Origin of the sequence: Streptomyces sp. Act143, from assembly GCF_003143935.1 — a bacterium.
GTDB lineage: Bacteria > Actinomycetota > Actinomycetes > Streptomycetales > Streptomycetaceae > Streptomyces.
Map to the genome: position 1 here is coordinate 6,318,823 of NZ_QFRX01000001.1, position 24,424 is coordinate 6,343,246.

The window sequence follows — 24,424 nt, forward strand, 5'->3', positions numbered from 1 at the left end:
CGCTCCTCGACGGCCCGCGCCCCGAGCAGAGCCCACCGTGCCCATCGACCGCCGGCCCACCGCCGCTCCTCGACGGCCCGCGCTCCGGGAGTGAAGTCCCTCGTGCCGAGCGATCACCTGTCCACCGCCGCCCTCTGACGCACCGCGCCACCAGGAGACGCCCATGTCCAGCGAATACCCGCCCACCCTGCCGGCGGAGTACGCCGACATCGAGTTCGAGAACAACGCCCAGCGGCTGCCGCTCGTGCTGTGTCTCGACACCTCCAGCTCCATGGCGGGACCGCCGATCCAGACGCTCAACAACGCCCTCGTGGAGTGGACCCGGGAACTGCACGACGACGTCTCCCTCAGCTACAGCGTCGAGGTCGCGGTCGTCACCTTCGGGGGGCAGGGCGTCACCGCCTGGCGCGGCCCGCAGCCGCTCGCGCCCGGCGCCCCGGTGAGCCCCTTCGTGCCCGCCCACACGTTCCGGCCGCCGCAGCTCGCCGCCGCCGGCGTGACCCTGATGACGGAGGCGCTGGAGCTGTCCATGCACATCGTCGCCGCCCGCAAGGCCGAGCTGCGCGCCTCCGGACTCCAGTACTACCGGCCGCAGATCTGCCTGGTCACCGACGGCATCCCCACCGACGCCACCGGCCGCCGCACCGACTCCTGGCACCGGCTGGTCCCCGTCCTCGCCGAGGAGCAGAACTCCCGCCGCTTCCGGCTGTACGCGATCGGCGTCGGCGGCATCACCGACTTCGGCGAGCAGGTCCTGCGGGCCTTCGCCCCGAAGTTCAACGCCACCATCCACGGCTTCCCGTTCCGCGAGCTGCTCCAGATGATGTCCGCCAGCGCGAACGCCGAGCAGAAGGGCGCCGGCGACGAGGTCTTCGAGAAGATCTTCAGCCAGTTCAAGACCCAGCGCCCGGCCTGGGAGAGCTAGCCGATGGCCACGGACCGGGCCGACTGGCGCATCCACGGCATGAGCGTCGAGGGCTACCGGCACCGCCGCGACGGTCTGCCCTGCCAGGACGCCTGCGCCCACACCACGTCCGGCCCCGTCGCCGTCCTCGCCGTCGCCGACGGCGCCGGGAGCCGGCCGCGCTCCGACGAGGGCTCGCGGCTCGCCGTGGAGCTGGCCGCCGAGCACTTCGTACGACGGGCCGCCGCGCAGGCCGGCAGCCCGCCCGGCGAGGCCGTGCACGCGCTGCTCGCGGACGCCTTCCGGGAGGTCACCAAGGTCTTCCTGGAGACCACGGGGGCGTCGGCCGCGGACTTCGCCACCACCCTCACCGTGGTCGTGCTGGCCCCCGACTGGCTCGGCCACCTCAGCGTCGGCGACGGCTTCGTGGTGCTGCGGGCCGGCAGCGAGGACGGTGAACGGCAGTTCCACCTGCTGCCGCAGCCGGCCGCGGCCGGTGAGTACAGCAACGAGACCGTCTTCCTCACCTCCCCGGAAGCCGCCCGCTGGGTGCACACCGACTGTGTCGCCGACCCGGGGATCGACGGCGTACTGCTGTCCACCGACGGTCTCGCGCAGGCCGCGCTGTCCCGGTCCGGCGGCGGCGCCATCACCCCCAACGCCTCCTTCGTGGACGCCGTCTTCCGCTCCCTCGACACGCCGGGCCCGGTCTCCGAGGCCGCCCATGACAACCTCGCCGCCCTCCTCAGGTCGGACCGGCTGACCGCGCTGAACGCCGACGACAAGACGCTGCTGCGGGCCGTGCGCAGGACGAGGTCATGAGCGGCCGCGTCGTCCACCTGGACGGGAAACCGGTGGTGCTCGCCGGGAGCCCCCTCAAGGGCGGCGGCCAGGCGGCCGTGTTCCCCGTCGAGGGCGACCACTCGACCGTCGTCAAGCTCTACCGCGACCCGCCGGGCCCCGACCAGGAGCGCCGCCTGACCCGCATGCTCACCATGTCCCCGCTCGCCGCCCGCCCCACCGACCGCTCCCAGCCGCCCGAGCTGGCCTGGCCCACCGCACTCGCCCGCAGCCCCGAGGGCGCGTTGCTCGGCTACGCCATGCACCGCTTCGGCGAACCCGAACACGTCCAGCTGGTCGGCCTGTTCACCCGCGCCCAGCGCCTGAGGCTGTTCCCCGAGGCGGACTGGCGGTTCCTGCTCGGCGTCTCCTGGAACCTCGCCTTCATGACCGCCCGCATGCACCACGACAACCTCGTCATCGGCGACTTCTCCAGCAGCAACGTGGTCGTCGACGCCAACGGCTTCGTCACCTTCCTCGACTGCGACTCCATCGCCTTCACCGACCCGGTCACCGGCGAACCCTTCCCGTGCCTGATGCACACCACCGACTACTCCGCCCCCGAACGGCAGTCCGGCAGCCCCGCGAGCCGCGCCAGCGACGACTTCGCCCTCGCCGTCCTCGTCTACCAGCTCCTGACCGCGGGCAACCACCCCTTCGGGGGCGTCCCGCACGCCAGCACCTCCGAGTCCACCGTCAAGGACAACATCGCCGCCAGCTGCTCCTACGTGGTCCGCCCCGAGCACGTCGTCGTCCCGCGCGGCACCGTCGACCCCTCCGTCCTGCCGCCCGGCCTGCTCACCCTGGCCCGCGCCGCCTTCGGCCCCGGCGTCCACGCCCCCGCCGCCCGGCCCCCGGCGGAGGCATGGCTGCGGGCACTGGACAAGGAGCGCTCCCAGATCCGGGTCTGCCAGGACCGCCCCCTGCACACCTACGGCGCCCATCTGGCCGCCTGCCCCTGGTGCGCGCGGGCCGCGCTGACCGGCCACGACGTCTTCAACGGCCCCCGCCCGGTGCCGCTCCCGCCACCGCCACCGCCCGTGCCGCAGCCGGTTCCGGCCGGCCACCGGCTGGGCGTGCTGAAGGTGACGGGCCTGGTGGTGCTGCTCCTGCTGATCCTCACGGTCGTGGCCGAACTGCTGCAGAAATAGGGTCAGTTCGCGCGGCCCCGGTCCTCCAGATACCGGGTGTGCGACTCCTGCCGCCGCGCCTCGGTCTCCCGCAGCGCGCCCGCCAACCGCTCGGCCTCCTCCTGGAGCAGCGTCAACTGCCGTTCCAGGTGCCGTTCCGGGGCTTCCTGCCCCGGTGCCAGCCGGGTCCACCACCGGGTGCGCACGAAGGTGTCGACGGCCTCGGGAACGTCCTGCCGCACGGCCCGCGAGAGCGTGTGGACGCCCTCCGGATCGTGCGCGAGCAGCTCGGGCGCCCAGCCGGGGTCGAGCAACGCCGTGAGCAGGTCGGTCAGTTCGGTGAGGCGGCCCGCGGCGGCCGGGGGCAACTCGACCTCCGCCAGATACCCGCACAGCTTCTCGAAGTCGGCCCGCAGGGCGCCCAGTCGGGCCGAGGCGTCCGGGAAGTCGGGCAGCGCGGGCCGCTCCGGCGGCGCCACCAGGGCGCCCGCCCCGTACAGTCCCGCGACGACGACCGGCCAGTACGGCCCCGCCACCCCCGCCAGCGTCAGCCCCACCCCCACGAGCCCGCACACGCTCCCCGCGATGTTCTTGCGGGACTCCAGGTACCTACTGATAGCCACGGATCTCCTCGAAGGCGCCGTCCAGCGAGCCCTGCCGGGCGTCGAAGAGGCGGCCGCCGGTCAGGTCGGCGATGTGCTCCAGCTCGGACCGGTCGGAGTCGCCGAAGAGGATGGGGAAGACGGGGATCTGGCGTGCGATGCCGTCGAGCCGCTCGTAGAACGCCGTGAACTCGCGGGCGTCCGCCCCTGCCGTGTTCTCGCCGTCCGTCATCAGCACGATCGAGGTGAACGTGTCCTCGTCGGCGCCCAGGTGGTCGTACGCCTTCTCCAGCGAGGTGTAGATCGCGGTGTCCCCGTCGGCCTCCAGTCCCGCCGTGTCCTTCCTGATCCCGTCGAGCCCGGACTGCGGGTCGGCGGGGTCCACCACATGGGTCCGCACGCTCTTGACCACCGAGCCGAACGGCATCAGCGTCACCGCCTCGCGCTCCCGGAAGTCGCCGGTGAGGTCGGTGAGGGCCTTCTTCAGCCCGGCCAGGCGCTCGCCCTCCATGGAGCCCGAGGTGTCCAGCACATACACCGTCCGGGAGGGGCGGCGCAGTTTGTTCTGGTACGAGTCGAGCAGGCCGTCGGCGACCGAACGGCTGCCGGGGAAGGGGAGTTCGCGCCGCCGGGTGGTGTCGAGCCCGGCCGCGGGCGCGACGCCCGCGACGACCGGGCGGCGGTGGGTGCGCTCGGTGATCTCGCGCTGGACCCGAGGGGTGCGCAGGGCCTCGCCCAGGCGGCGGACGTCCTCGCGGGTCGTGCCGTCCGTGGCGGCGAGGGAGGACAGCGGGTAGTCGGCGGTGACGACACCGTCACGGGGGCGGATCACGGTCAGGCCCGGGATGCCCTTGAGGACGGACTCGTAGTTGAGGAGCGCGTCGACGTTCCCGCGCCGCTTGTAGGCGGACGCCAGCCAGCCCGACGACCCCGAGGTCAGCTGCTGGCCCCGGAAGAACTCCTTCAGCCGGGGCGTGGCCTTGGTGATGTCCGCGTCCGTGAGGGCGGACTGGGCCCCGGAGAGCGCCGAGGCGACCGCGACCAGCGTCGAGAACCCGGAGTTGGAGCGGGACGGGTCGGTCATGCCGTACGTCAGCTTCCCGGCCCGGACCGCCTGTTCGACCTGTGCCCAGGTGACGTTCTCCGCCGTCCAGCCGAGGGCCTGCACGGACGTGCTCCGCACGCCGATCGCCACCGGGCTCGCCATCACCGGCGTCTCGGAGACCACCTTGCCCGCCGCGTCCGGGCGCAGCCGCAGATAGTCGTTGGAGGACAGCCACAGCGCGTCGTAGCGGCCGTCGGCCCTGCCGCTCGCGAGCAGGTCCACCGCGTCCAGGGTGCCCATGTAGGTGGGCCGCACCGTGACGCCGGTCTCCTTCTCGACGCGCTCCAGGACCGGGGCCATGTCGGCGAGCTCGCTGGAGGCGAGGACCCGCAGGGTGCCCGGCTGCGGGGCGTCGGGGGAGGCGCCCTTCCCGGACTCCGCGGTGCAGCCGGTCAGCAGGGCGGCGGCGAGCAGGGCCGTCAGTCGCAGCAGTCTCATCCGAGTCCCCCCTCCAGCGCGCCCTGCGCCCGGCTGCGCTCCAAGTACGCGGTGGCGTGCTGGAGTTCGGAGGTCAGGGACGCCACGGTCGACGCCATCGTCTCGGTGGCCTGCACCTTGTAGGTGTCGATGGCGTCGAGGGTGCGGTAGATCTGCTGGAAGGCGCTGCGCAGGGTCTCCGCGCCCACGGCCGGGTCGGCGGCGATGCGCTGGATCTCCCCGCTCTGCGTGGCGAGCATCTCGGCGTTGCCGCGGATGAGGTCCTCGGTGGTCCCGCGCAACGCGTTGACCTGCTCGACGACCTTCTTCTGGTTGTCGAGCGCGGAGGCCAGCATCACGGAGATCCGCAGTGCCGACACGGTCGTGGTCGCGGCCCGGTCGACGCCCTTGATCAGCTCCTCGTTGTTGCGGCGTACGACGTCCATGGCGAGATAGCCCTGTGCGCACACCGCGAGCTGGGTCAGCAGGTCCTGGTGCTTCTGCCGGACCGGGAAGAGCACGTCGGCCCGCAGACCGTCGGCCTGCTGGGGGTCGGCGACCCCGTCGATGTGCCGCTCGACGGCCGCGTCCAGGGCCTCGGTCAGCACGACGTACTCCTGGAGCTTGCCCATGGTCTCCCACAGCCGCACCCGCTCGGTCTGCAACGCGGCGTTGTCGCGCCGCAGTTCGTCCTGCCCGCCGCGCAGCGCCCCCACGATCCGGTTCAGCGTCCCTTGTGCGGAGGCGTACTTGGCGATGTGGTCCCGCACCTTGTTGCCGCCCGGCAGCCGGGACAGGAACTTCCGCCCCCTGGCGGCGGCGAGGTCACGCGGGTCCAGGTCCTCGACCACCCGCCGCAGCTCGACGAGCGAGCCCGCGACCTGTGTCTGCGCGTCCCCGCCCTGATCGGGCAGGCTGCGTACGGTCCGCTCCAGCATGCGGTTGGACTGGGCGGCGGCACTGCGCAGGTCACCGGCCCCCAGCGCGGTGATCTCCCCGACCTTCCCCGCGAACTCGGGGGAGCGGGCGTCGAGCGCCGCGAGCCCCGCGACATAGTCGGCGGCCTTCTGCGCCATCCCCGTACGGACGGAGTCGTCGACGGGCACCAGCCCGCCGGCCCGGTCGCGCGGCACGGCGGCAACGGCCTCGGGCGGAGTGAGAACGAAGTCCTGCTCGGTGTCGGTCACTTGTCGCCCCCCGTCACCCGGCGGGCCAGCTCGTGCAGCACCGCGGAGGTGGGCACGGGAGCCTGGCGGACGCCGGTCAGTTCCTGCTTGAGATGAGCGCCGGCCGAGCCGAACGCGGTGGCCGCCCCCTGCGGCCGGAACCCGTGCCGCACCAGCAGCCTGCGCAGCTCGGGGTCGGTGGACAGCAACTGGGCCAGCGCCCGACCGTCCTCGGTCAGCGGTACGACGGTGTGGTCGCTGTTGACGGTGGTGTCCGGGTAGAGGACGACCAGGTCACCGGGCTGCTGCCCGCCCGCCAGGAGCGAGGCGACCTGCGACTCGTACACGAGGACGAGCGGATTGCCGGCCCCGCTGACGAAGTCCCGGAAGGACGCGTCCGTGCTGGTCTGCTGGCTGCCCTGGACGCTGATGAGCTTCGTCAGCAGGGGTGCCGTGCGCTCGATGTCGGCCTGGCTCGCGACGACCTTGCCGCCGTTGGCCACATAGGAGGTGGCGGCGAGATAGAGGGCGCCGGAGTTCGAGGACTCCGGGTCGGTGCTGGAGATGTAGAGCGTGCCGCCCAACTCCCCGTGCTTCCCGGCCCCCTTGAGCTGCTGCCAGGTCCGCCCGGCGCGGGCCGCGTCGAGATACGCGGCCATGTCCAGGGTGCCGCGGCTCTTGCCGTCCAGCGTGGCGAGCCCGTTGCCGGCGAGCACCTCGGCGGCGCTCCGGTGCGCCACGACGACGAGGGGCGAGTAGAAGGGGCGGGGGAGGGTCCCCCGTACCTTGTACTTCGCGGCGAGTTCGACGGCCGGCGCCTGACTGGAGGGAAGGGCGAAGTCGTACTCCTTGAGGTCCAGCCCTTCCATGGCCCATGACCCGGAGGTCTCGGCCTTCACGGTGAATCCCTTGGCGGCGAGGGCCTTCACCACGTCGGGATCGGCGAAGAACTCCGCCTTCTCCGACCCGATCACACCTTGCACGGTCTTCGTTGCCGTGCCGCTGTCCCCGGCTTCCCGGCCCGCGACGACGGCTACCACCACACCGCCGACGAGCAGGACCGCGAGGACGATTCCGATGATTCGTCTCACGGGGAGAGAGTGCTCGCGGAACGAAACATTCCCGGCGGGGAAGGGTGAACGGGGGATGTCGTACCGGCCCCGGAGCTGCAACGCCCTTCAGGGGCGCGGGGCTGTGTCAATGTGCGGCTCCGCCGTGTGGGCGCGACAAGCCACGACGAACCGGCACCCGCACGCGCACACAAACCCCTACGGCGAACAGGCGCCCCCGCTCAAGCCGACGCAGTGCCGTGGCACCCGGTCCGCGCGTCGCTGCGGGTGCACGCGGACCGGGGCCGTTCTTGGGGTCAGCCGACGCTGCTGAGCTCCTGCGCCTCGGCGTGGGCGTCCATCCGCTCGGCGGCGAGGATCGCCACCGCGGTGTCCGCGCGCGACGCGGCCACCACCAGCGCCCGCCCCGCGAGGGCGTGCGCCCGCTCGTGCAGAGCCGTCACGTCACCCGTGCCGGAGGCGACCGCACGGACCGGCGTGCCGCCGCCCCGCAACCGGCTCACCTGCGCGGCGAGCCGCTCCGCGGCGGTGTCGAGGTCGGTCGACGGCTCACGTGCACGCAGCTCGTCCGTGACGGCGAGCAGCGCCGACAGATGCCCGGCGAGCTGGATGTCCAGCTCCTCCTCGCGGCTGCGGTGCGGGAAGTCGGAGGTGGCGTCGGCCATCGTGCTGTGGACCGACTTGGTGCGGATCGGTTCGTACATGAGAGGGCCTCCGTCGCTGTCAGGAAGCCATCCTAGCTTAGATTCATTCTAAAGTTGGCTGCGATCACAGAACTGCTCCACCCACGGAGCGTCACGGCTGGCTGTAACCGTCCAGGAAGTTCCCGATCCGCGTCACCGCGTCCCGCAGGTCACGCGCCGTCGGCAGGGTCACGACCCGGAAGTGGTCCGGCTCGCTCCAGTTGAAGCCGGTGCCCTGGACGACCATGATCTTCTCGCGCCGCAGCAGGTCCAGGACCAGCTGCCGGTCGTCCTTGATCTTGAAGACCTGGGGGTCGAGGCGCGGGAAGAGATACAGCGCGCCCTTGGGCTTCACGCAGCTCACCCCGGGAATCTGGGTCAGCAGCTCGTAGGCCACGTCCCGCTGCTCCCGCAGCCGCCCGCCGGGCAGCACCAGGTCCTCGATGGTCTGCCGCCCGCTGAGCGCGGCCACGACGCCGTGCTGCCCCGGCATGTTCGCGCACAGCCGCATGTTGGCGAGGATGGTCAGGCCCTCGATGTAGGAGTCGGCGTGCGCCCGGGGGCCGGAGATGGACATCCACCCCACCCGGTATCCGGCGACCCGGTAGGCCTTCGACATGCCGTTGAAGGTGAGGGTCAGCAGGTCGGGGGCGACGGACGCGGTCGGGATGTGGACGGCGTCGTCGTAGAGGATCTTGTCGTAGATCTCGTCGGAGCAGACGAGGAGGTTGTGGCGGCGGGCGATGTCGGTCAGACCGCGGATCATGGCCTCGTCGTACACGGCCCCCGTCGGGTTGTTCGGGTTGATGATGACGATCGCCTTGGTGCGGTCGGTGACCTTCCGCTCCACGTCCGCGAGGTCCGGCATCCAGTCCGACTGCTCGTCGCACCGGTAGTGCACCGCGGTGCCGCCGGACAGCGACACGGCGGCGGTCCACAGGGGGTAGTCCGGGGACGGTACGAGCACCTCGTCGCCGTCGTCCAGCAGCGCCTGCATCGACATCACGATCAGCTCGGAGGCGCCGTTGCCGATGAAGACGTGCTCGACGTCGGTCTCGATGCCGAGGGTCTGGTTGTGCATCACGACGGCCCGGCGGGCGGCGAGCAGCCCCTTGGCGTCGCCGTAACCATGGGCCGACGACACGTTCCGCAGGATGTCCTCGAGGATCTCCGGCGGGCACTCGAACCCGAACGCGGCCGGGTTGCCGGTGTTCAGCTTGAGGATGCGGTGGCCCGCCGCCTCAAGCCGCATGGCCTCCTCGAGAACCGGGCCCCGGATCTCGTAACAGACGTTGGCGAGCTTGGTCGACTGGATCACCTGCATGTCAGGGAGCTTACGGCCCGGTAACGCCGCATGGGCCGTGTTTTCCACCACTCGAGACGCGGCGGTTTGTGCGGTTATCGCCGGTAGCTGTCTCAGGACCCCCTCCCGTCTCTACAATGCGCGGCCATGTCCAGGCCACCCCAGTACGAGAACGGCATCGGCGCGGCCGGAGAGCCCCAGGGTGCGCCGAACGTGTACCACCCGCAGCCCGAACCGCCCCCCTCCTACGACGCGTACGCGGACCCGGCCATCGCGCACGGGTGGCAGAACGCCTACGACGAGACCGCCGAGCTGCCCGCCGTACCGGAGCGGTTCGGGGGCGCGCCGGCCCCGGAGGGTGCGGAGCCGCTCGGGAGCGCGGCCGTCCCGGACGGCGGCTCCGGCCACCGCGCCGCCCCCCGCCCCGGCCCCCGCTCCCGTCGCAAGCCCAAGCCCAGCCCCTGGCGCTCGCGGCGCGTGGCGGTCGCGGCCGGTGCGGTGGGCGCGGTGTCGGTGGCGGCGCTGGTCGCCGGGTTCTCCCTGTCCGGGTCGTCCGGCGGCGCGGAGGGCAAGGAGCGGCGTACGGGTTCGGCGGCGCCGGACGTCTCCACGGAGTCCGCCACGGACACTCCCGGCGAGACCGAGGACCCGGAGACCTCCGGGAGCGGTGCCGCGTCGCCCTCCTCGGCCCCGTCCGCGGCGCCGTCGGCGACACGGCGGGAGACGGGCGGGAGCTCGGCCGGCGCGGCCACCACGACGGCCGCCCCGGCTCCCACCTCGACCCCGACCCAGGCCGACCCGGGCGGCTCGGGCTCGGATTCCGGCGCGGGCTCCGGCTCCGACACCAAGCCCGGCAAGGGGCAGGGCAGCACCAAGCGGCCCAGGTAGGGGCCGGGGGTGCATGAAGTCCTCAACCGTGGGCAGCAGTGCGCCTGTTGACAGAGGACGCATAGGGAAACCCCCACCGCTCGAAAGAACTCCTTGCCCGGCCGCCCCTCCGCGATGACAATGCGCATGACAACTTGGCGGGTGGCCGGAGATTCTCCGGTCACCCTCGTCGCAATGAGGGGACCCCCACATGAAGAAGCCTCTCGGTGCCGTACTGCTCGCCCTGGCGATGGCCGGGGCCGGCGCGGCACCCGCGGTCGCGGCCCCGGACACCGCGAGCACCACGGGCGCGGTGGACACCAGCACCGCCGTCTCCACGGTCTGGGACACGGTCACGTCCGCCTCGGCGAGCCTGAACAAGGCCCTCGCCCCCCAGGTCCAGGCCGTCACCTTCGCCGGCACCGTCTCGCTGAGCAACTGCTCCGGGTCCGTCATCCGCTTCCCGGGCTCCGAGGCCGACGACCCCGCGCTGGTCATGTCCAACGGCCACTGCCTGGAGACCGGCTTCCCGGCGGCCGGCGAGGTCATCGTCGACCAGGCCTCCACCCGGAGCTTCGGGCTCCTCAACTCCGCCGGCACCCGCGTCGGCACGCTTCGCGCCAGCAAGATCGCCTACGCGACGATGACCGACACCGACGTGTCGATCTACCAGCTCACCCGCAGCTACGCGTCGATCAAGAGCACCTACGGCATCGACGCGCTCACCCTGAACGACACGCACCCGGTCGCCGGCACCGCCATCACGGTCGTCTCCGGCTACTGGAAGCGCACGTACGCCTGCAACATCGACGGCTTCGCCTACCGCCTCAAGGAAGGCGCGTGGACCTGGAAGGACTCGGTCCGCTACACCTCCGCCTGCCAGACCATCGGCGGCACCTCGGGCTCGCCCGTCATCGACAACGCCACCGGCAAGGTCGTCGCCGTCAACAACACCGGCAACGAGGACGGCGGTCGCTGCACCGACAACAACCCCTGTGAGGTCGACGAGAGCGGCAACGTCACCGTCCGCGAGGGCATCAACTACGCCCAGGAGACCTACCAGATCCCGGCCTGCTTCGGCGTGGACAACAAGCTCGACCTGAGCGCGAGCGGCTGCACGCTGCCCAAGCCGTAACAGGCGTCAGGGAGTTCGCCGGACGGCGCGTCCCGCCAGGACGTCCGTCCGGTGCCCCTCCTCGATGACGAAACGGCCGTCGACCAGGACGTGCGGGATGCCGGTCGGCAGGGTGCGGGGCTCGGCGAAGGTCGACCCCGCGGCCACCGTCGCCGGGTCGAACAGCACGAGGTCGGCCTTGTAGCCCTCGCGGACCCGGCCGCGGTCCGGCAGCCGGAGCCGGGCCGCCGGGCGGCCGGTCAGATGGGCGACGCACTCCTCCAGCGACAGCACCCCCAACTCCCGCACGTACCGGCCGAGATAGTGCGGGAACGTGCCGTACGCCCGCGGATGCGGTTTCGCGCCCTGGAGGATGCCGTCCGAGCCGCCGGTGTGGACGCGGTGGCGCATGATGTGCCGGACGTTCTCCTCGTGGCCGACGTGCTGGATGATCGACGGGGCCAGCCGGTCGGCGAGCAGCAGCCGGCGGGCCGTCGCCCAGCCGTCCACACGGCGGCCGACGTGCTCGGCCAGCGCGGGATCGCCGACCCCCGAGATCTCGATCGTGTCCCACTCCACCGGCACCCCGTGGCAGCCGTCCGAGCCGACGGCCTCCAGCTGGTGGCGGATGCGCTCGGCGGTGTCGTCGTCCGCCAGCCGCCTGAGGATCTCCTCCGGGCCGCCCTCGCTCGCCCAGCTCGGCAGCAGCGCGGCCAGCGTCGTGCTCCCCGGGGTGTAGGGGTAGGTGTCGAGGCTGATGTCGGCACCGTCCGCGAGCGCCTTGTCCAGCAGCGCGGTCAGTTCCGGCGCCCGGCCCTCGTTCACGCCGAAGTTCATGGTGGCGTGGGCGAGATGCAGCGCGCAGCCCGCCTCCCGCGTCAGCGCCACCATCTCCTCGTACGCCGCCAGCGCGCCGGCCCCGTAGGAGCGGTGGTGCGGGCAGTAGTAGCCGCCGTAGGACGCCACCACCCGGCACAGCTCGGTCAGTTCGGCGTCCCCGGCGTACATGCCGGGTGTGTAGGTCAGCCCCGACGACATGCCGACCGCGCCCTGCTCCATGCCCTCCGCGACCAGCTGCCGCATCCGGTCCAGCTCGGCCGGGGTCGCCGCGCGGTCCTCCCAGCCGACGGCGAGCATGCGCACGGTTCCCTGGGGGATCAGATAGGCCGCGTTGACCGCGATCCCCCGGTCGAGCCGGTCCAGGTACTCGCCGACGGTCCGCCAGCCGAAGTCGATGTCGTCGCCGTACCCGTTCCACCCGGTGATCGCGCGGCGCACCTCGGCGAGCGTGCGGTCGTCGACGGGCGCGTACGACAGCCCGTCCTGGCCGAGGACTTCGAGGGTGACGCCCTGCGCGGCCTTCGCGCTGTGGTCGGGGTCGCGCAGCAGGGCGAGGTCGCTGTGGGCGTGCATGTCGATGAAGCCGGGGGAGAGGACGAGCCCCTCGGCGTCCAGCTCCCGCGTCGCCTTGGGGCGCTGACAGCCCGCGGCGGCCGCCTCCTTGACGATCGAGACGATCCGGCCGCCGTCGACCACCACGTCCGCGCGGTACGAAGGCTGCCCGGTGCCGTCCACGACGTCCGCGTCCCGGATGACGAGTTCCTCCACGGTCGCACCTCCTAGAAGAACGTACGGATGTAGTCGACGACCGTGCCGTCCGCCTCGGCCACCGGGATCAGCTGCCACTTGTCGAAGGACGTGCACGGGTGGGACAGCCCCAGGCCCAGCCAGTCACCGACCGCCAGATCCGCCTCGGGCCCGGTGCGCAGCCAGGCGTGCTGGTCGGACAGCCCGGTGACCTCGATCCCGGTCGCCGGACGCTCCAGCCCGTCCCGGCGTACCACCTGGGCGGACGGCAGGTCCAGGTCGTGGGCCGCGTCCCGCTTGCCTGCGTTGACGAAGGCCTGCTCGGCGGAGGGCCGCGAGACGACCTGCGCCCACAGCCGGAACGCCGGCTCCAGGGCGCCCTCCTGCGGGACCCGGTTGAAGGGGGTGATCCTGCGGTAGTGGCCGTCGTCGTGCGAGACGTAGGCGCCGGAGCGCAGCAACTTCAGTACGGGGAGGGAGAGTCCGGGAATCCCGCCGAAGACGTCGGCGACCGCGTCGAACCAGGCGCTGCCGCCCGCGCTGACGACGATCTCCTCCACCCCGGCCCCGGCGAACCGCCCGGCCTTGTCGAAGTCGGCGGCCAGTGCGACGAGCCGCCGCAGCCAGGCGTGCACCCGCTCGGGATCGGCCCGCGGCACCTCGCCCTCGTACCCGGCGACACCCACGAGCCGCAGGGTCGGGACGGCGGCCACGGCATCGGCGACGGCCGCGCACTCCGCCTCGGTCCGGACGCCGGTCCGGGCGCCCTCGCCGGCGGCGAGCTCGACGACGACGTCCAGCGGGCGGCCGGTCCCGCGCAGGGCCTCGTCCATCAGCTCGACGCCGCGCACGGAGTCGACGTAGCAGATCAGCCGGAAGGCGGGGTCCGCCGCCAGTTCACCGGCGATCCAGCGCAGGGCGGCGGGGTCGGTCAGTTCGTTCGCGAGGAAGATCCGCTGCACACCGAAGGCCCGGGCGACCCGCACCTGGTGCGGCACGGCGAGGGTGATGCCCCACGCCCCGTGCTCGATCTGCCGCTGGAAGAGCCGGGGTGCCATGGAGGTCTTGCCGTGCGGGGCGAAGGCGAGGCCGTGGCGGGTCGCGTACGTCTCCATGAGCCGCAGGTTGTGTTCGAGCCGCTCGGCGGAGAGGGCGAGCACCGGGGTGGTGAAGCCGCCGGTGAAGAGGTTGCGGCGCTGGGCGGCCAGCTCGCCGACGGTCAGGCCGTCGGCGTCCGGGGGGAGGCCCTTGAAGCGGTGGTCGACGCGTTCCTCCGCGAGGCGGGCGAGGGCTTCGGTGCCGGTGCCGAGGGACACAGGGCCTCCCTGATCAGGTCGGTTGCATGGTGTGCAACGTCCATTGCGTATGTCGCTTGTCGCTGTCTAACATCCAGGCCAACGCCGGGTCAATGGAGCCGCCCGGACCCGGGACGACGAGGAGCTACGACCATCGTGAACACCTCCGACGTCGCCGATGTCGTCTCGCTCGGCGAGTCCATGGTCACCTTCCTGCCCACCCGCCCGGGCCGCCTCGCCGACGTACCGTCCTTCGACCGGGCGATCGGCGGCGCGGAGTCCAACGTGGCGTGCGGGCTGGCCGCCGCCGGCCATGCGGTGCGGTGGGTCAGCCGGGTCGGCGCGGACGGGTTCGGGGATCACCTGGTCGAGACGATCGGGTCGTACGGCGTGGACGTGAGCGGCGTGCGCCGCGATGCGGTGCGGCCGACGGGGGTGTACTTCCGTACGGCGGGGGAGCGGGGGACGGCCGCGCACGAGGTCGCCTACTACCGGGCGGGGTCGGCGGCGTCGGCGATGGCGGTGGGCAATGTCGAGGTCGGGGCGGGACGGGTGCTGCACCTGTCCGGGATCACGGCGGCGCTGTCCGACAGCTGCCTGGCGCTGATGCGTTCCCTGACGGCGCGCCGTGCGGGCCGGCCCCTGGTCTCCTTCGACGTGAACCATCGCGCGGGGCTGTGGCGCGACGCCGACGGGCCCCGGGTGCTGCTGGAGCTGGCGCGGGGGGCGGACGTGGTGTTCGTGGGGGAGGACGAGGCGGAGGAGGTGTGGGGAGTCGCGGGCGGACCGGAGGCGGTGCGTGAACTGCTGCCGGAGCCGGCGGTGCTGGTGGTGAAGCAGGGCGCGGCGGGGGCTGCCGCGTTCGTGTCGGCTGCGGGCGAGCGGGGGCCGGTCGCGCAGTTCCCCGCGCCCCCGGGTCCGTTCGACCGCGGGCAGCGGTGCCGCGCGGCGGGGTGCGCTCAGCAGTCGCATCCGGCCGTCTGCCCCGGCTGCGGGCAGTCGTGCCGCTCGGGCGGCACGAGTGGGCGCAGCGGCACCCCGCACGCGCGGGCGAGCGAAACCCACCCCCGGCCCGCCCCCACCCACCGCACCTTCGAACCCGCCCCCACCGTCGACGTCGTCTCCACCACCGGCGCCGGTGACGCCTTCGCCGCCGGGTTCCTCTCCGGCACCCTCCGGGGCCTCTGCGTGCGGGACCGGCTGAGGCACGGCCACCTCTGGGCCGCCGCCACCCTCACCACCCCCGGCGACCTCGCGGCACCCCCCGCCCGCGCACACGCCGACCGCCTCGTCGCCCTCGACGACCACGCCTGGGAGAGACTTCGACTCGGCCCCGGCTGGACCCGAGCCGAGCAGGCCCCGGAGGAGGTACGCACCCCATGAGTCAGACCGTCGACCGCGCGCTCAGCATCCTGCCGCTGCTCGCGGAAGGCCCCGCCGACCTCGGACAGGTCGCCGACCGCCTCGGCGTCCACAAGTCGACGGCGCTCCGCCTCCTCCGCACGCTCCACGAACACGGCATGGTCTACCGCCAGTCCGACCAGCGCTACCGCCTCGGCGCCCGCCTCATCGCCCTCGCCCAGGAGGCGATGGAGAACCTCGACATCCGCGAGATCGCCCACCCCCACCTCGTACGCCTCAACGAACAGGTCGGCCACACCGTCCACCTCGCCGTCTACGAGGAGGAGGACGTCCTCTACATCGACAAGGTCGAGAGCCGCTACCCGGTACGGATGTACTCCCGGATCGGGAAGCCGGTGGCGATCACCGTCGCCGCCGTCGCCAAACTCCTCCTCGCCGACCTGCCGGAGGCCGAGCGCCGCGCCCTCGCCGAGAAGCTCGACTACCCCCTGTACACGGCCCGTTCGACCCCCAACGCCCCGGCCTTCCTCAAGGAGCTGGAGCGGGTGCGCGAACAGGGCTGGGCCACCGACCTCGGTGGCCACGAGGAGTCCATCAACTGCGTCGCCGCGCCGATCCGCGGTGTCGACGGCCGCGTCGTCGCCGCGATGTCGGTCTCCGCGCCGAACGTCGTCGTCACCGCCGACGAACTCCTCACCCTGCTCCCGCTCGTGCGCCGCACGGCCGACGCCATCAGCGGCGAGTACTCGGGCAGGACCGCACCCAACGACCCCGCATGAAGGACCTCGTATGACGGACAAGACCGCCCTCACCCCCAGGACCCACACCACCCCGCCCGCGAAGTTCTCGCACGGAGTGAAGAAGGGCAACATCCTCCAGGTCGCCGGTCAGGTCGGCTTCCTCCCGGCGGAGGAGGGGCAGCCCCCGACACCCGCCGGGCCCACCCTGCGTGAGCAGACCCTCCAGACCCTCGCCAACGTCAAGGCGATCCTGGAGGAGGGCGGCGCCTCCTGGGACGACGTGATGATGATCCGCGTCTACCTCACGGACGTCGACCACTTCGCCGAGATGAACGACCTCTACAACACCTACTTCGAGGAGCAGGGGCTCACCCAGCCCCCTGCCGCCCGTACGACCGTCTACGTCGGTCTCCCCGCCGGTCTCCTCATCGAGATCGACGCGCTCGCCGTGCTCGGCTGACACCCTCGCAACCTCCCGCACGCCGTTCACGGCACGGCACCCCACCGGGTGCCGTGCCGCGATCCCCCCTGCCCGAAAGCTGCATGTACTTACCCAGAGGACCCCCATGTCCCATCCGCTCGCCGCGACCGCCCCCGTCACAGCCCCACCCCACACCGGCGGTCTGCTCCTCCTCGTCGACGGCACCGCAGGACTCCTGACCGTCGCCGCCATCGGCATCGCGCTGCTGCTCTTCCTGATCATCAAGGTCAGACTCCAGCCCTTCGTCGCCCTCCTCGCGGTCTCCATAGCCGTCGGCCTGCTCGCCGGCCTGTCGGTCACCGAACTCTTCGGCACGGTCCAGCGGTCCGACGCCGTCTCCACCATCGAGTCCGGCATGGGCGGCATCCTCGGCCACGTCGCGATCATCATCGGCCTCGGCACGATGCTCGGCGCGATCCTCGAAGTCAGCGGCGGGGCCGAGGTGCTGGCGTCCCGGCTCCTCAGCCTCTTCGGCGAGAAGCGGGCGCCCCTCGCCATGGGCCTCACCGGCCTGATCTTCGGCATCCCGGTCTTCTTCGACGTCGGCATCTTCGTGCTCGCCCCGATCGTGTACGCGGCGGCCAAACGCAGCGGCAAGTCGATCCTGCTGTACTGCCTGCCGCTGCTCGCGGGGCTGTCGATGACCCACGCCTTCCTGCCCCCGCACCCGGGTCCGGTGGCCGCGGCCGGCCTCCTGCACGTGGACCTCGGCTGGGTCATCCTCATGGGCGTCGTCTGCGGCATCCCGGCGGTGCTGGCGGCGTGGGCGTTCTCGGCGTGGATCGGCCGCCGCATCTTCGTGGCCGTACCGCAGGACATGGTCGAGGCGGCGGCGGAGGCGAAGCTGGCCGTCATCGAGGAGCAGCGGGCCTCGGGCGTCGAGCCCCGGGAGAAGCCGGTCCCGCTCGGCACGGTCCTCGCCATCATCGGCACCCCGCTGGTGCTGATCCTCGCCGCGACCTTCTCCTCGATCGCCTTCGACCCCTCCACCGCCCGCTCGGTCGTCGAGTTCTTCGGCAGCCCCTTCGTCGCCCTGACGATCGCCCTGTTCCTCGCGTACTACTTCCTCGGCATCCGCCGCGGCTGGTCCCGCAAGTCCCTGGAGACGGTTTCGACGGCGTCGCTGAAGCCGGTCGGCAACATCCTCCTGGTCGTCGGCGCGGGCGGGGTCTTCGGCGCCGTCCTCAAGGGCAGCGGCGTCGCCCAGGCGCTGTCCGACACCTTCAACGACGTCGGCCTCCCGGTCATCGTCCTCGCCTACCTGATCTCGGTGGTCCTCCGGGTCGCCCAGGGCTCGGCCACGGTCGCCATCGTGACCACGGCCGGCATCGTGGCACCCCTGCTCGCCGAGGGCGACCACTCCCAGGCCTTCGTCGCCCTTGTCATCATGGCCGTCTCGGCCGGCTCCATCTTCGCCTCGCACGTGAACGACGGCGGCTTCTGGATGGTGGCCAAGTACTTCGGCATCAGCGAACGCGACACCCTGAAGACGTGGACCGTGCTGGAGACGGTGCTGTCGGTGGCGGGCTTCGTGGTGGCGGCCGTGCTGAGCCTCTTCGTGTCCTGACTCCCCCCGAACCACACCCCGAACTCCACCCCGAACTCCCCTACCCACGACCTGACTTCGCCCCGGTCGCGCCCAGTTCGCGACCGGGGCGTGCGCTGGAATGGTTGTACGGAGCGGGCTTGTGAGGGTCGCGACGGCGGTGCGATGCTGATCGTCATGCCGCCGTCGCCTCACGTGCCCGATCACGGAGCGGTACTCGCGGAGGTGCGGAAGGTGCGGCGGGCCGGAGTCGTCAGGCTGCGCGCACTCGACGTACCGGCACTCACCGGAGCCGCCCGTGAACTCCCGCGGGGAGACGGCGAGTCGCCAGGGGGGCCGGTGGAGAAGGTATTACGGCTCGCCGTCTCCAGGATGGGCGGCGGCACCCTGCAGACCGCCGCCGAGTACAGCCTCGGCCTCGCCCAGGGCACCCGCGACTGGCCGGCCGCCGACCGGCGCCGGCGGGCCGCCCAGGTGTACGGGGTGAGCGTCGAGCGGTTCCGCAAGCACCACGAGCTCATGGTCCTCGGGCAGGTCGCCGAACAGGTCGTCCAGCTCGTCGCCCAGGGGGTGCCCCGGAGGGGAGCGCCCGTACCGCCGTACGCCCCGTCGCCCGACCGCATGCCCGCCGCCCACCGCACCCTGCGCCTGCACATCGACCGCCGTACCCGTACCGTCCCCGTCACCCTGCACGTGCACTCCGTCGACCTGCTGCGCGACATCGACGTCGTCGTCTCGCCGTCGAACACCTACTTCGCGCTGCCCGCGCCCTACAAGTCGTCCGTCTCCGCCACGCTGCGCCGCGCGGGCGCGCACCGGGACCCCGTCGGGGGACTCGTCGAAGACAGGATCGACGACGAGTTACGGGGCTGGACCGCCCGGCACGGGGCTCCCGGCCGGGCGGCACAGCCCGGCACGGTCGCCGTCACCTCCGCGGGCGCGCTGGAGGGGCAGGGAATCCGCCGGATCTACCACGTCGCCGTGGCCGTACCCCGCCCGGAGACCAACGACTACGACGTCCAGCCCGCCGACATCACCCGAGGCGTCGCGCGGGTCTTCGCGCTGCTCGCCGAGGAGGCCGGCGCCCACGACCCGCCGCTGCGCTCGGTCTGCCTGCCCCTGCTCGGCGCCGGCCGCGGCGGGCTCCCGCCGCTGGAGAGCTTCGGCGCGCTGTGGGCCGCCGTCGAGGCCGAACTGGCGCGCGGCGCCGACTGGGACATCCACTTCGTCGTACGCCGGCACGCCCGCGCCGACCTGCTGGAACGCCTGCTGGGACGGTTGCGGGCCCCCGAGGCGACCGGGCCGAGCCCCACGGAGGACGACCGATGAGCGTGCCCGACGACCCCTACGTCGTCCTCGCCGCCGCGGCGGCCCGCTGGGACCGGGTGGCCGGACGCCTCGGCACCGAGGAGCGGGAGCGGCTGACCGGGCTGGTCGCCGTCGTCAGGGACCGGGAACGCGACGAGCGCCTGCGGTACGCCGCCGCCCGGCAGGCCGCCGACCTGCTGGCGGAGTGGCTGCCGGACGAGTTCGGGGCGGACACCGGGGCCCGGTTCACCGGGACCCCGGCGGCGGGCGGCGGCCGGCCGACCGTGCAGGGTTTCGCCGCCGAGGACCTCGCCGTCCTGCTCATCGACGGGCACCGCATGGTCGGGCCGGTCCTCGGGCCGGTGCGCGAACGGCTGCTCGCCGAGCCCGCGTTGGACGCCGAGACGCTGCTCCGGCGCGGCGGCGCCCCCTTCGCGCCCGAACTGATCCGGCTGCCCGGCGTCGGCGGACGGCTGCGCCTCCCGCGGTTCCAGTTCTCCGAGGACACCCTGCCCTGGCTGGTCGTCCTGGAGGTCAACGCCCTGCTGGCCGCCGACCGCGACCCGTGGGGCGCCGCCGACTGGTGGCTGTCCGCCAACGCCTGGCTCGGCACCAGCCCGGCGAGCCTGCTGGGCACCGGCCGCGACCGCCAACTCGTCGACACCGCGAGGTTTCTGATGGAGAGCGGGGAATGAAGGGTGGACGGGAAGAGATCCGCCGGACGGGAAGCGATGTGCCGGATGGGAAGTGACTGACCGTGCCCAACTACCGGCCGCCCGACGCCCTGACCGGCACCCCCGGCAAGGTCACGCTGACCCGCGGCACCCCGCTGTACCGCATCCACGGCTCCCACCGGCCCGCCGCCGGCTTCAACCCGAGACCCTCCCACTGCCTGTACGGCGGCGGCCGCTTCGACGCCACCACCTGCGACACGTACGGCTACCTCTACGCCGGTCTCGGCCCCACGGCCGCCGTCTGCGAGACCCTGCTGCGCTCCCTGCCCTTCGACCCCGCCGGCGGACCGCGGCTGCTGCCGCGCCGCGCGGTCGAGGGCCGCCGGCTGAGCACCCTGCGGCTCACCGCGGACCTGACCGTCCTGCCCCTGGTCAGCGCGCAGGACCTGGCCGCCGTCCACCAGGACAGCTGGCTGGTGCACACCGAGGCCCACGAGTACCCGTACACCCGCGACTGGGCCCACTGGATCCGCCGCCACACCGAGCCCTGGGCGCAGGGGCTGCTGTGGGCGTCGAAGCGGGAACCGGCCGACCGCACGGTGGTCCTGTTCGGCGACCGCAGTCCGGCCGGCGCCCTGCGCGCCGAGGAGGACTCCACCGTGGACTTCGACACGACCGACGGCCGAGAGTGGCTGAACTCCGTTCTCCAGCCGTACTACGTCCAGTTGGCGCCCTAGGGAACGACCGTCCGAACGGTGACGGTGCTGGTGGACCAGCGGCTCGACGGCCCCGGTACAGCCGGTCCGAGGTCGCGTCCGTCGGAGGCGGTGCCGAACCGCAGCACGTCCTCGGCCGCACCGCCCGCCCACGGGCTCCACGCCCGCATCCGGAACGGCACGGTGTTCAACTCGCCCTCCGCCACGATCAGTTTGAGCCAGTCACGGGCCTCGGCGCCGGACCCGGCGGCCCGGGACTGCGGCAGGGCCAGCCGCACCGGCTCGCCGTCCAGGGCGTGTCCTGACCGCCCCGGCCCGATGAAGTGCCCCGGGAAGAGTGCCGGATCGCTGGCGTAGCTGTCGGTGAGATCGAGCAGGACGCACCACAGAGGCCGCTGGGAGCGGTTGTCGAGCCGGACGGACACCAACGGCGGTTCCCCGTCCGGCCCGTACGCGCACACGATCTCGCCCCGCCCGTCCGGCACCAGCGGGGCCCCGCCGCCCCACGGGGCGATCTCGACCCGCACCTGGTTGTCCAGCACGGAGGGGCGGGAGGTGAGATCGCGCAGCCGGTGCCAGCGGGTCAGATGGGTGAGGCAGTCGACGACGCCCCGGCCGTCGTACGGGGCTGCCGCACTGGATGCCGAGCCGTCCCGCACGGCCGACCGCGGCCCCGGCCGCAACGGCTCCACGAACCGCGTCCCGTCCCGCCCCAGCACCTCCACCGCGCCGCCCACCGCGGCCACCCGGAAGTGCAGGTCGCCGAACTCCTCGGGCCGTTCGACGACGTGCAGCAGCGGCGTGGCCTGCGAGGTGACGGCCGCCCGGAGCCGTTCGTCGTCCCCCTCGATGCTCACCGTGGCGGGCGGGGAGGCCAGCGCCGTCAGGGTCACCGGGTAGGCCCGCCCGGGGTCCGGCGTCCAGTCCACCGGTTCCACCAGCGACCGGTCGGCCCGCACCACGCGCGTCCGTACCACCCGCGCTTCCCCGATCACCCCGAACTCCGTCCCCCCGGCGTCCGCCCCGCCCCGCAGGCCGTGCGCCGTCCCGCAGTCCACCTCCCACCCCTCCGGTCCGCACCGCAGCAGATGGTCGCCCGGGACCCCGCCCGCCCCCGCGAGGAACGGCAGGTCGGCGGTCTCGGCCGTCTCCGGGAACAGCACCGGCTGCTGCCGGCCACCGGACCGCCGTACCCGCGCGTCCGCCGCCGCCAGCAGCTGCCGGTAGGTGGCGGCGGGGCCCGCCGCCCGTGCCGCGCCGAGCAGGGCGTGGGTGAAGATGCCGTGCCGGCGTCCGTCGAACCAGCCCTCGTAGGAGAGCTGGTCGAGCCGGCTCGCGGCGAGCAGCAGATGGCGGGCGGCGTCTTCCGTGGGTGCGGTGCCGCGCGCGCGGGGCCAGTCCGGCCGGGCCGGCGCGTGGCGGGCGGTCAGGTCGGCCGGGGCCCGGTCCTCGCGGGTCGCGCCGCCCGAGTAGCAGCAGTCCAGGACCGCGACCACCTGGGCCCCGCGCCCCGCCACCCGGTCCAGCAGCACGCCCAGCCGCTTGTCGGACAGGGGGCCGTCCACACAGACCAGCGCCTGGTTCCGGCCCGTCGCCTCGACGAGGAGCTCCGCACCGGTGGCGACCCGTTCGCTGCCGTGCCCCGAGAACCAGAACAGCGCCGTGTCCCCGGGGCCGGCCGCCCCGAGGAAGCCGCTGATCCCCTCCTCGACGGCCGTGACCGTCGCCTCCCCGTCCGTCAGGGTCCGTGCCTCGACGGCGTCGCCGCCCCGCTCGGCCACCAACTCCCCGGCCGCGCGGACGTCGTTGAGGCAGCCCGACAGCGGTGTGGCGATGTGCGGCGGATAGGCGTCGACGCCGACCATGAACGCGTAGATCGTCCCCATGGCCGGAGAGTCTGGCAGGCGGGCCGGGCGCGCGGCGGGGCGAACCGGTCGGCAACGGGGCGGATTCCGGCGGGAGTTCGGTCAGCCGAAGGCCTTCTCCGCCTCCAGTTCGGCCACCCGCGCCAGGAGGTCGTCCCGGCCGATCGCATCCGCCCGGGTCGCGGGCACCGTGCAGGCGTACGCGCCCGCGACCGCCCCGTACCGCGCGCAGCGCAGCACGTCCGCGCCCGTCAGCCGGCCCAGCAGGAACGCGGCGGCGAAGGCGTCCCCGGCGCCGTTGGAGTCCACGACGGGAGCGGGCGGTTCGACCGCGGGCACGTGCGTGAGCTCACCGTCGGCCAGCAGATACGCCCCCTCCGCCCCGGCGGTCGCGACCACGGCGCTCGCCCGGCCGCGTGCGGCGATGTCCCGCATGGTGGCCTCGGGGTCGGCCAGCGCGGTCGTGGACAGGAAGACCAGGTCGGCGGCGAGGGCGAACGCCTCCTGGTACGGGTTCTCGCCGTCCCAGTTGTGCAGGTCCGTCGAGATCGACACCCCGCTGCGGCGCAGCAGGGGCAGGGCGTGGACGGCCGGGTGGGTGATCACCACGTGCGCGTGCCGGGCGCTGCCGGCCAGGGTGCGCAGGGTGTCCTCGGGGAACCGGTCGGCGTCCTGGCCGCGCGTGATGTCGTACAGGGAGAGCCGGCGCCCGTCCGGGCCGACCAGGTTGACCGCCCGCTTGGTGCCGGTGGCCGAGCGCACCTCGGTGAACGGGATGCCGCGGTCCCGGTGCAACGCGCGTACCAGGTCGCCCTCGTGGTCGTCGCCGACGACGTCGAGGTGGTGGGCGCGCAGGCCCAGCGCGTGCACGCCGAGCGCGACGAAGTCCCCGCTCTGGCCGGCGCGGTTCACGATGCCCGGGTCGATCATGTAGCTGTCGGCGTAGGGGAGCGGCAGCTCGGGGACGTGGACGATGGTGTCCACGCCGGCGCCGCCCAGGACGAGGACATCGGTCTCGGGGCTCATGGCAGCCGAGTCAAGCAGCCGTCTTTCCCGCCGGGCAAGAAGTTGCAGAAAATTTCTGCAAGAGCTTCTTCCGTGGCTTCCGCCCCCGGCGCCCCACGGCACAGCTTCGTCCGCCATACTTCCGACCGTGGAGCAGCGCATAGGTTCGAGCAGCAAGCCCCTGGAAGGCGCCGGATTCGACCCGGCCTTCATCCCCGGGCTGACCTCACCCGTGTCCGGCGAGCCCGCGGACGCCGAGCCGGCGGACGCCGAGGAGCCCCTCGCGCAGGAGGAGGCCGCCGAGGCCGCCCCCGAGGAAGCGGAAACCGGGGCGGACGAGGACGCGGCGGCCGACGGCCCCGTCTTCGAGGCCTCCGACCGCCGCGCGAAGATCGTCGCCGACGCGAAGGGCGTCCGCCTCAGCCTCGACGAGGAGCGGTGCGAGTTCGGGTGGGACGAGATCGGCGCGGTCGAGACGGAGTCCCCCCGCTTCGGCAAGCGGTTCACGATCACGGTCCACACCCCTGACCGCCGCTGGTACCCGATCGAGATCGAGGCGGCGGCCAGGGCGAACTTCAAGGAGTGGGAGGAGCAGCTGGACGCTGTCCTCGACGCCTACTTCGAGGAGTCCGACTGAGCGGGCG

Annotated in this window: 23 protein-coding genes; 13 read left to right on the forward strand and 10 right to left on the reverse strand. The window is 72.9% G+C overall.

Annotated features, from left to right (window positions below; genetic code table 11):
* Positions 1-163: 163 nt before the first annotated feature.
* Genes DI272_RS28875 through DI272_RS28885 form a run of 3 tightly spaced genes read left to right on the forward strand, consistent with a single transcriptional unit; the run spans position 164 to position 2,895 of the window.
* The gene (locus tag DI272_RS28875) at positions 164-925 is read left to right on the forward strand and encodes a hypothetical protein (RefSeq protein WP_109498137.1); all 762 of its coding nucleotides are present in this window, start codon (positions 164-166) and stop codon (positions 923-925) included.
* 3 nt (positions 926-928) lie between these two features.
* On the forward strand, positions 929-1,726 hold the full coding sequence (locus tag DI272_RS28880; protein ID WP_109498138.1) for a PP2C family serine/threonine-protein phosphatase: 798 nt from the start codon (positions 929-931) through the stop codon (positions 1,724-1,726).
* Entirely contained in the window at positions 1,723-2,895 is a 1,173-nt protein-coding gene (locus DI272_RS28885; RefSeq protein WP_109498139.1) for a hypothetical protein, read from the forward strand. Before DI272_RS28880 ends, DI272_RS28885 begins: the two co-directional genes overlap by 4 nt.
* Positions 2,896-2,897: 2 nt before the next feature.
* Here the strand turns inward: DI272_RS28885 and DI272_RS28890 are convergent, their stop codons facing one another.
* The 6 genes from DI272_RS28890 to DI272_RS28915 form a co-directional block, all read right to left on the reverse strand.
* The gene (locus DI272_RS28890; RefSeq protein ID WP_109498140.1) at positions 2,898-3,497 is read right to left on the reverse strand and encodes a hypothetical protein; all 600 of its coding nucleotides are present in this window, start codon (positions 3,495-3,497) and stop codon (positions 2,898-2,900) included.
* The gene (locus DI272_RS28895) at positions 3,484-5,019 is read right to left on the reverse strand and encodes a VWA domain-containing protein (RefSeq protein ID WP_109498141.1); all 1,536 of its coding nucleotides are present in this window, start codon (positions 5,017-5,019) and stop codon (positions 3,484-3,486) included. Before DI272_RS28895 ends, DI272_RS28890 begins: the two co-directional genes overlap by 14 nt.
* Complete coding sequence (locus tag DI272_RS28900; protein WP_109498142.1) at positions 5,016-6,185, reverse strand: toxic anion resistance protein; 1,170 nt, start codon at positions 6,183-6,185, stop codon at positions 5,016-5,018. The genes DI272_RS28895 and DI272_RS28900 overlap by 4 nt, the downstream gene beginning before the upstream one ends.
* The gene (locus DI272_RS28905) at positions 6,182-7,255 is read right to left on the reverse strand and encodes a substrate-binding domain-containing protein (protein WP_109498143.1); all 1,074 of its coding nucleotides are present in this window, start codon (positions 7,253-7,255) and stop codon (positions 6,182-6,184) included. Before DI272_RS28905 ends, DI272_RS28900 begins: the two co-directional genes overlap by 4 nt.
* A 275-nt stretch (positions 7,256-7,530) precedes the next feature.
* On the reverse strand, positions 7,531-7,938 hold the full coding sequence (locus DI272_RS28910) for a hypothetical protein (RefSeq protein ID WP_109498144.1): 408 nt from the start codon (positions 7,936-7,938) through the stop codon (positions 7,531-7,533).
* Between the two features lie 91 nt (positions 7,939-8,029).
* Complete coding sequence (locus DI272_RS28915; protein ID WP_109498145.1) at positions 8,030-9,241, reverse strand: pyridoxal phosphate-dependent aminotransferase; 1,212 nt, start codon at positions 9,239-9,241, stop codon at positions 8,030-8,032.
* A 126-nt stretch (positions 9,242-9,367) separates the two neighbouring features.
* Between DI272_RS28915 and DI272_RS28920 the strand changes: the two genes are divergently transcribed.
* Together DI272_RS28920 and DI272_RS28925 are read left to right on the forward strand one after the other, a co-directional pair.
* Positions 9,368-10,108: a hypothetical protein gene (locus DI272_RS28920; protein ID WP_109498146.1), complete on the forward strand. Its 741-nt coding sequence runs from the start codon at positions 9,368-9,370 to the stop codon at positions 10,106-10,108.
* A gap of 190 nt (positions 10,109-10,298) precedes the next feature.
* Positions 10,299-11,222 (forward strand): serine protease, encoded by a 924-nt coding sequence (locus tag DI272_RS28925; protein WP_109498147.1) that lies wholly within the window; start codon positions 10,299-10,301, stop codon positions 11,220-11,222.
* 6 nt (positions 11,223-11,228) lie between these two features.
* On the opposite strand, the gene DI272_RS28930 is transcribed toward DI272_RS28925, so the two are convergent.
* On the reverse strand, positions 11,229-12,809 hold the full coding sequence (locus tag DI272_RS28930; protein ID WP_109498148.1) for an amidohydrolase family protein: 1,581 nt from the start codon (positions 12,807-12,809) through the stop codon (positions 11,229-11,231).
* Between the two features lie 11 nt (positions 12,810-12,820).
* Positions 12,821-14,104, reverse strand: a complete 1,284-nt coding sequence (locus DI272_RS28935; RefSeq protein ID WP_109498149.1) for an amino acid deaminase — start codon at positions 14,102-14,104, stop codon at positions 12,821-12,823.
* A 180-nt stretch (positions 14,105-14,284) separates the two neighbouring features.
* Between DI272_RS28935 and DI272_RS28940 the strand changes: the two genes are divergently transcribed.
* The 7 genes from DI272_RS28940 to DI272_RS28970 all read left to right on the forward strand — a co-directional run bounded on the left by DI272_RS28940 (position 14,285) and on the right by DI272_RS28970 (position 20,931).
* Positions 14,285-15,466: a sugar kinase gene (locus tag DI272_RS28940; protein WP_109501091.1), complete on the forward strand. Its 1,182-nt coding sequence runs from the start codon at positions 14,285-14,287 to the stop codon at positions 15,464-15,466.
* Positions 15,463-16,224, forward strand: coding sequence for an IclR family transcriptional regulator (locus DI272_RS28945; RefSeq protein ID WP_109498150.1), 762 nt, complete (start codon positions 15,463-15,465; stop codon positions 16,222-16,224). Before DI272_RS28940 ends, DI272_RS28945 begins: the two co-directional genes overlap by 4 nt.
* A 10-nt stretch (positions 16,225-16,234) precedes the next feature.
* On the forward strand, positions 16,235-16,645 hold the full coding sequence (locus DI272_RS28950) for a RidA family protein (RefSeq protein ID WP_109498151.1): 411 nt from the start codon (positions 16,235-16,237) through the stop codon (positions 16,643-16,645).
* A gap of 106 nt (positions 16,646-16,751) precedes the next feature.
* Positions 16,752-18,233, forward strand: coding sequence for a GntP family permease (locus DI272_RS28955; protein ID WP_109498152.1), 1,482 nt, complete (start codon positions 16,752-16,754; stop codon positions 18,231-18,233).
* A 156-nt stretch (positions 18,234-18,389) separates the two neighbouring features.
* Positions 18,390-19,541 (forward strand): hypothetical protein, encoded by a 1,152-nt coding sequence (locus tag DI272_RS28960; RefSeq protein WP_109501092.1) that lies wholly within the window; start codon positions 18,390-18,392, stop codon positions 19,539-19,541.
* Positions 19,538-20,215 (forward strand): hypothetical protein, encoded by a 678-nt coding sequence (locus DI272_RS28965; protein WP_109498153.1) that lies wholly within the window; start codon positions 19,538-19,540, stop codon positions 20,213-20,215. The genes DI272_RS28960 and DI272_RS28965 overlap by 4 nt, the downstream gene beginning before the upstream one ends.
* A 62-nt stretch (positions 20,216-20,277) precedes the next feature.
* A complete protein-coding gene (locus DI272_RS28970) occupies positions 20,278-20,931 on the forward strand; it encodes an RES family NAD+ phosphorylase (protein ID WP_109498154.1) in 654 nt (217 codons plus the stop codon).
* Here the strand turns inward: DI272_RS28970 and DI272_RS28975 are convergent.
* Both DI272_RS28975 and DI272_RS28980 read right to left on the reverse strand, forming a co-directional pair.
* The gene (locus tag DI272_RS28975; protein WP_109498155.1) at positions 20,928-22,796 is read right to left on the reverse strand and encodes a caspase family protein; all 1,869 of its coding nucleotides are present in this window, start codon (positions 22,794-22,796) and stop codon (positions 20,928-20,930) included. The genes DI272_RS28970 and DI272_RS28975 overlap by 4 nt on opposite strands.
* Before the next feature lie 81 nt (positions 22,797-22,877).
* Positions 22,878-23,801 carry a PfkB family carbohydrate kinase gene (locus DI272_RS28980; RefSeq protein ID WP_109498156.1) on the reverse strand — a complete coding sequence of 308 codons (924 nt, stop codon included), beginning with the start codon at positions 23,799-23,801 and terminating at the stop codon, positions 22,878-22,880.
* A 127-nt stretch (positions 23,802-23,928) separates the two neighbouring features.
* On the opposite strand from DI272_RS28980, the gene DI272_RS28985 reads away from it, so the two are divergent.
* Complete coding sequence (locus DI272_RS28985) at positions 23,929-24,417, forward strand: hypothetical protein (RefSeq protein ID WP_109498157.1); 489 nt, start codon at positions 23,929-23,931, stop codon at positions 24,415-24,417.
* The last annotated feature ends 7 nt before the right edge of the window (positions 24,418-24,424 follow it).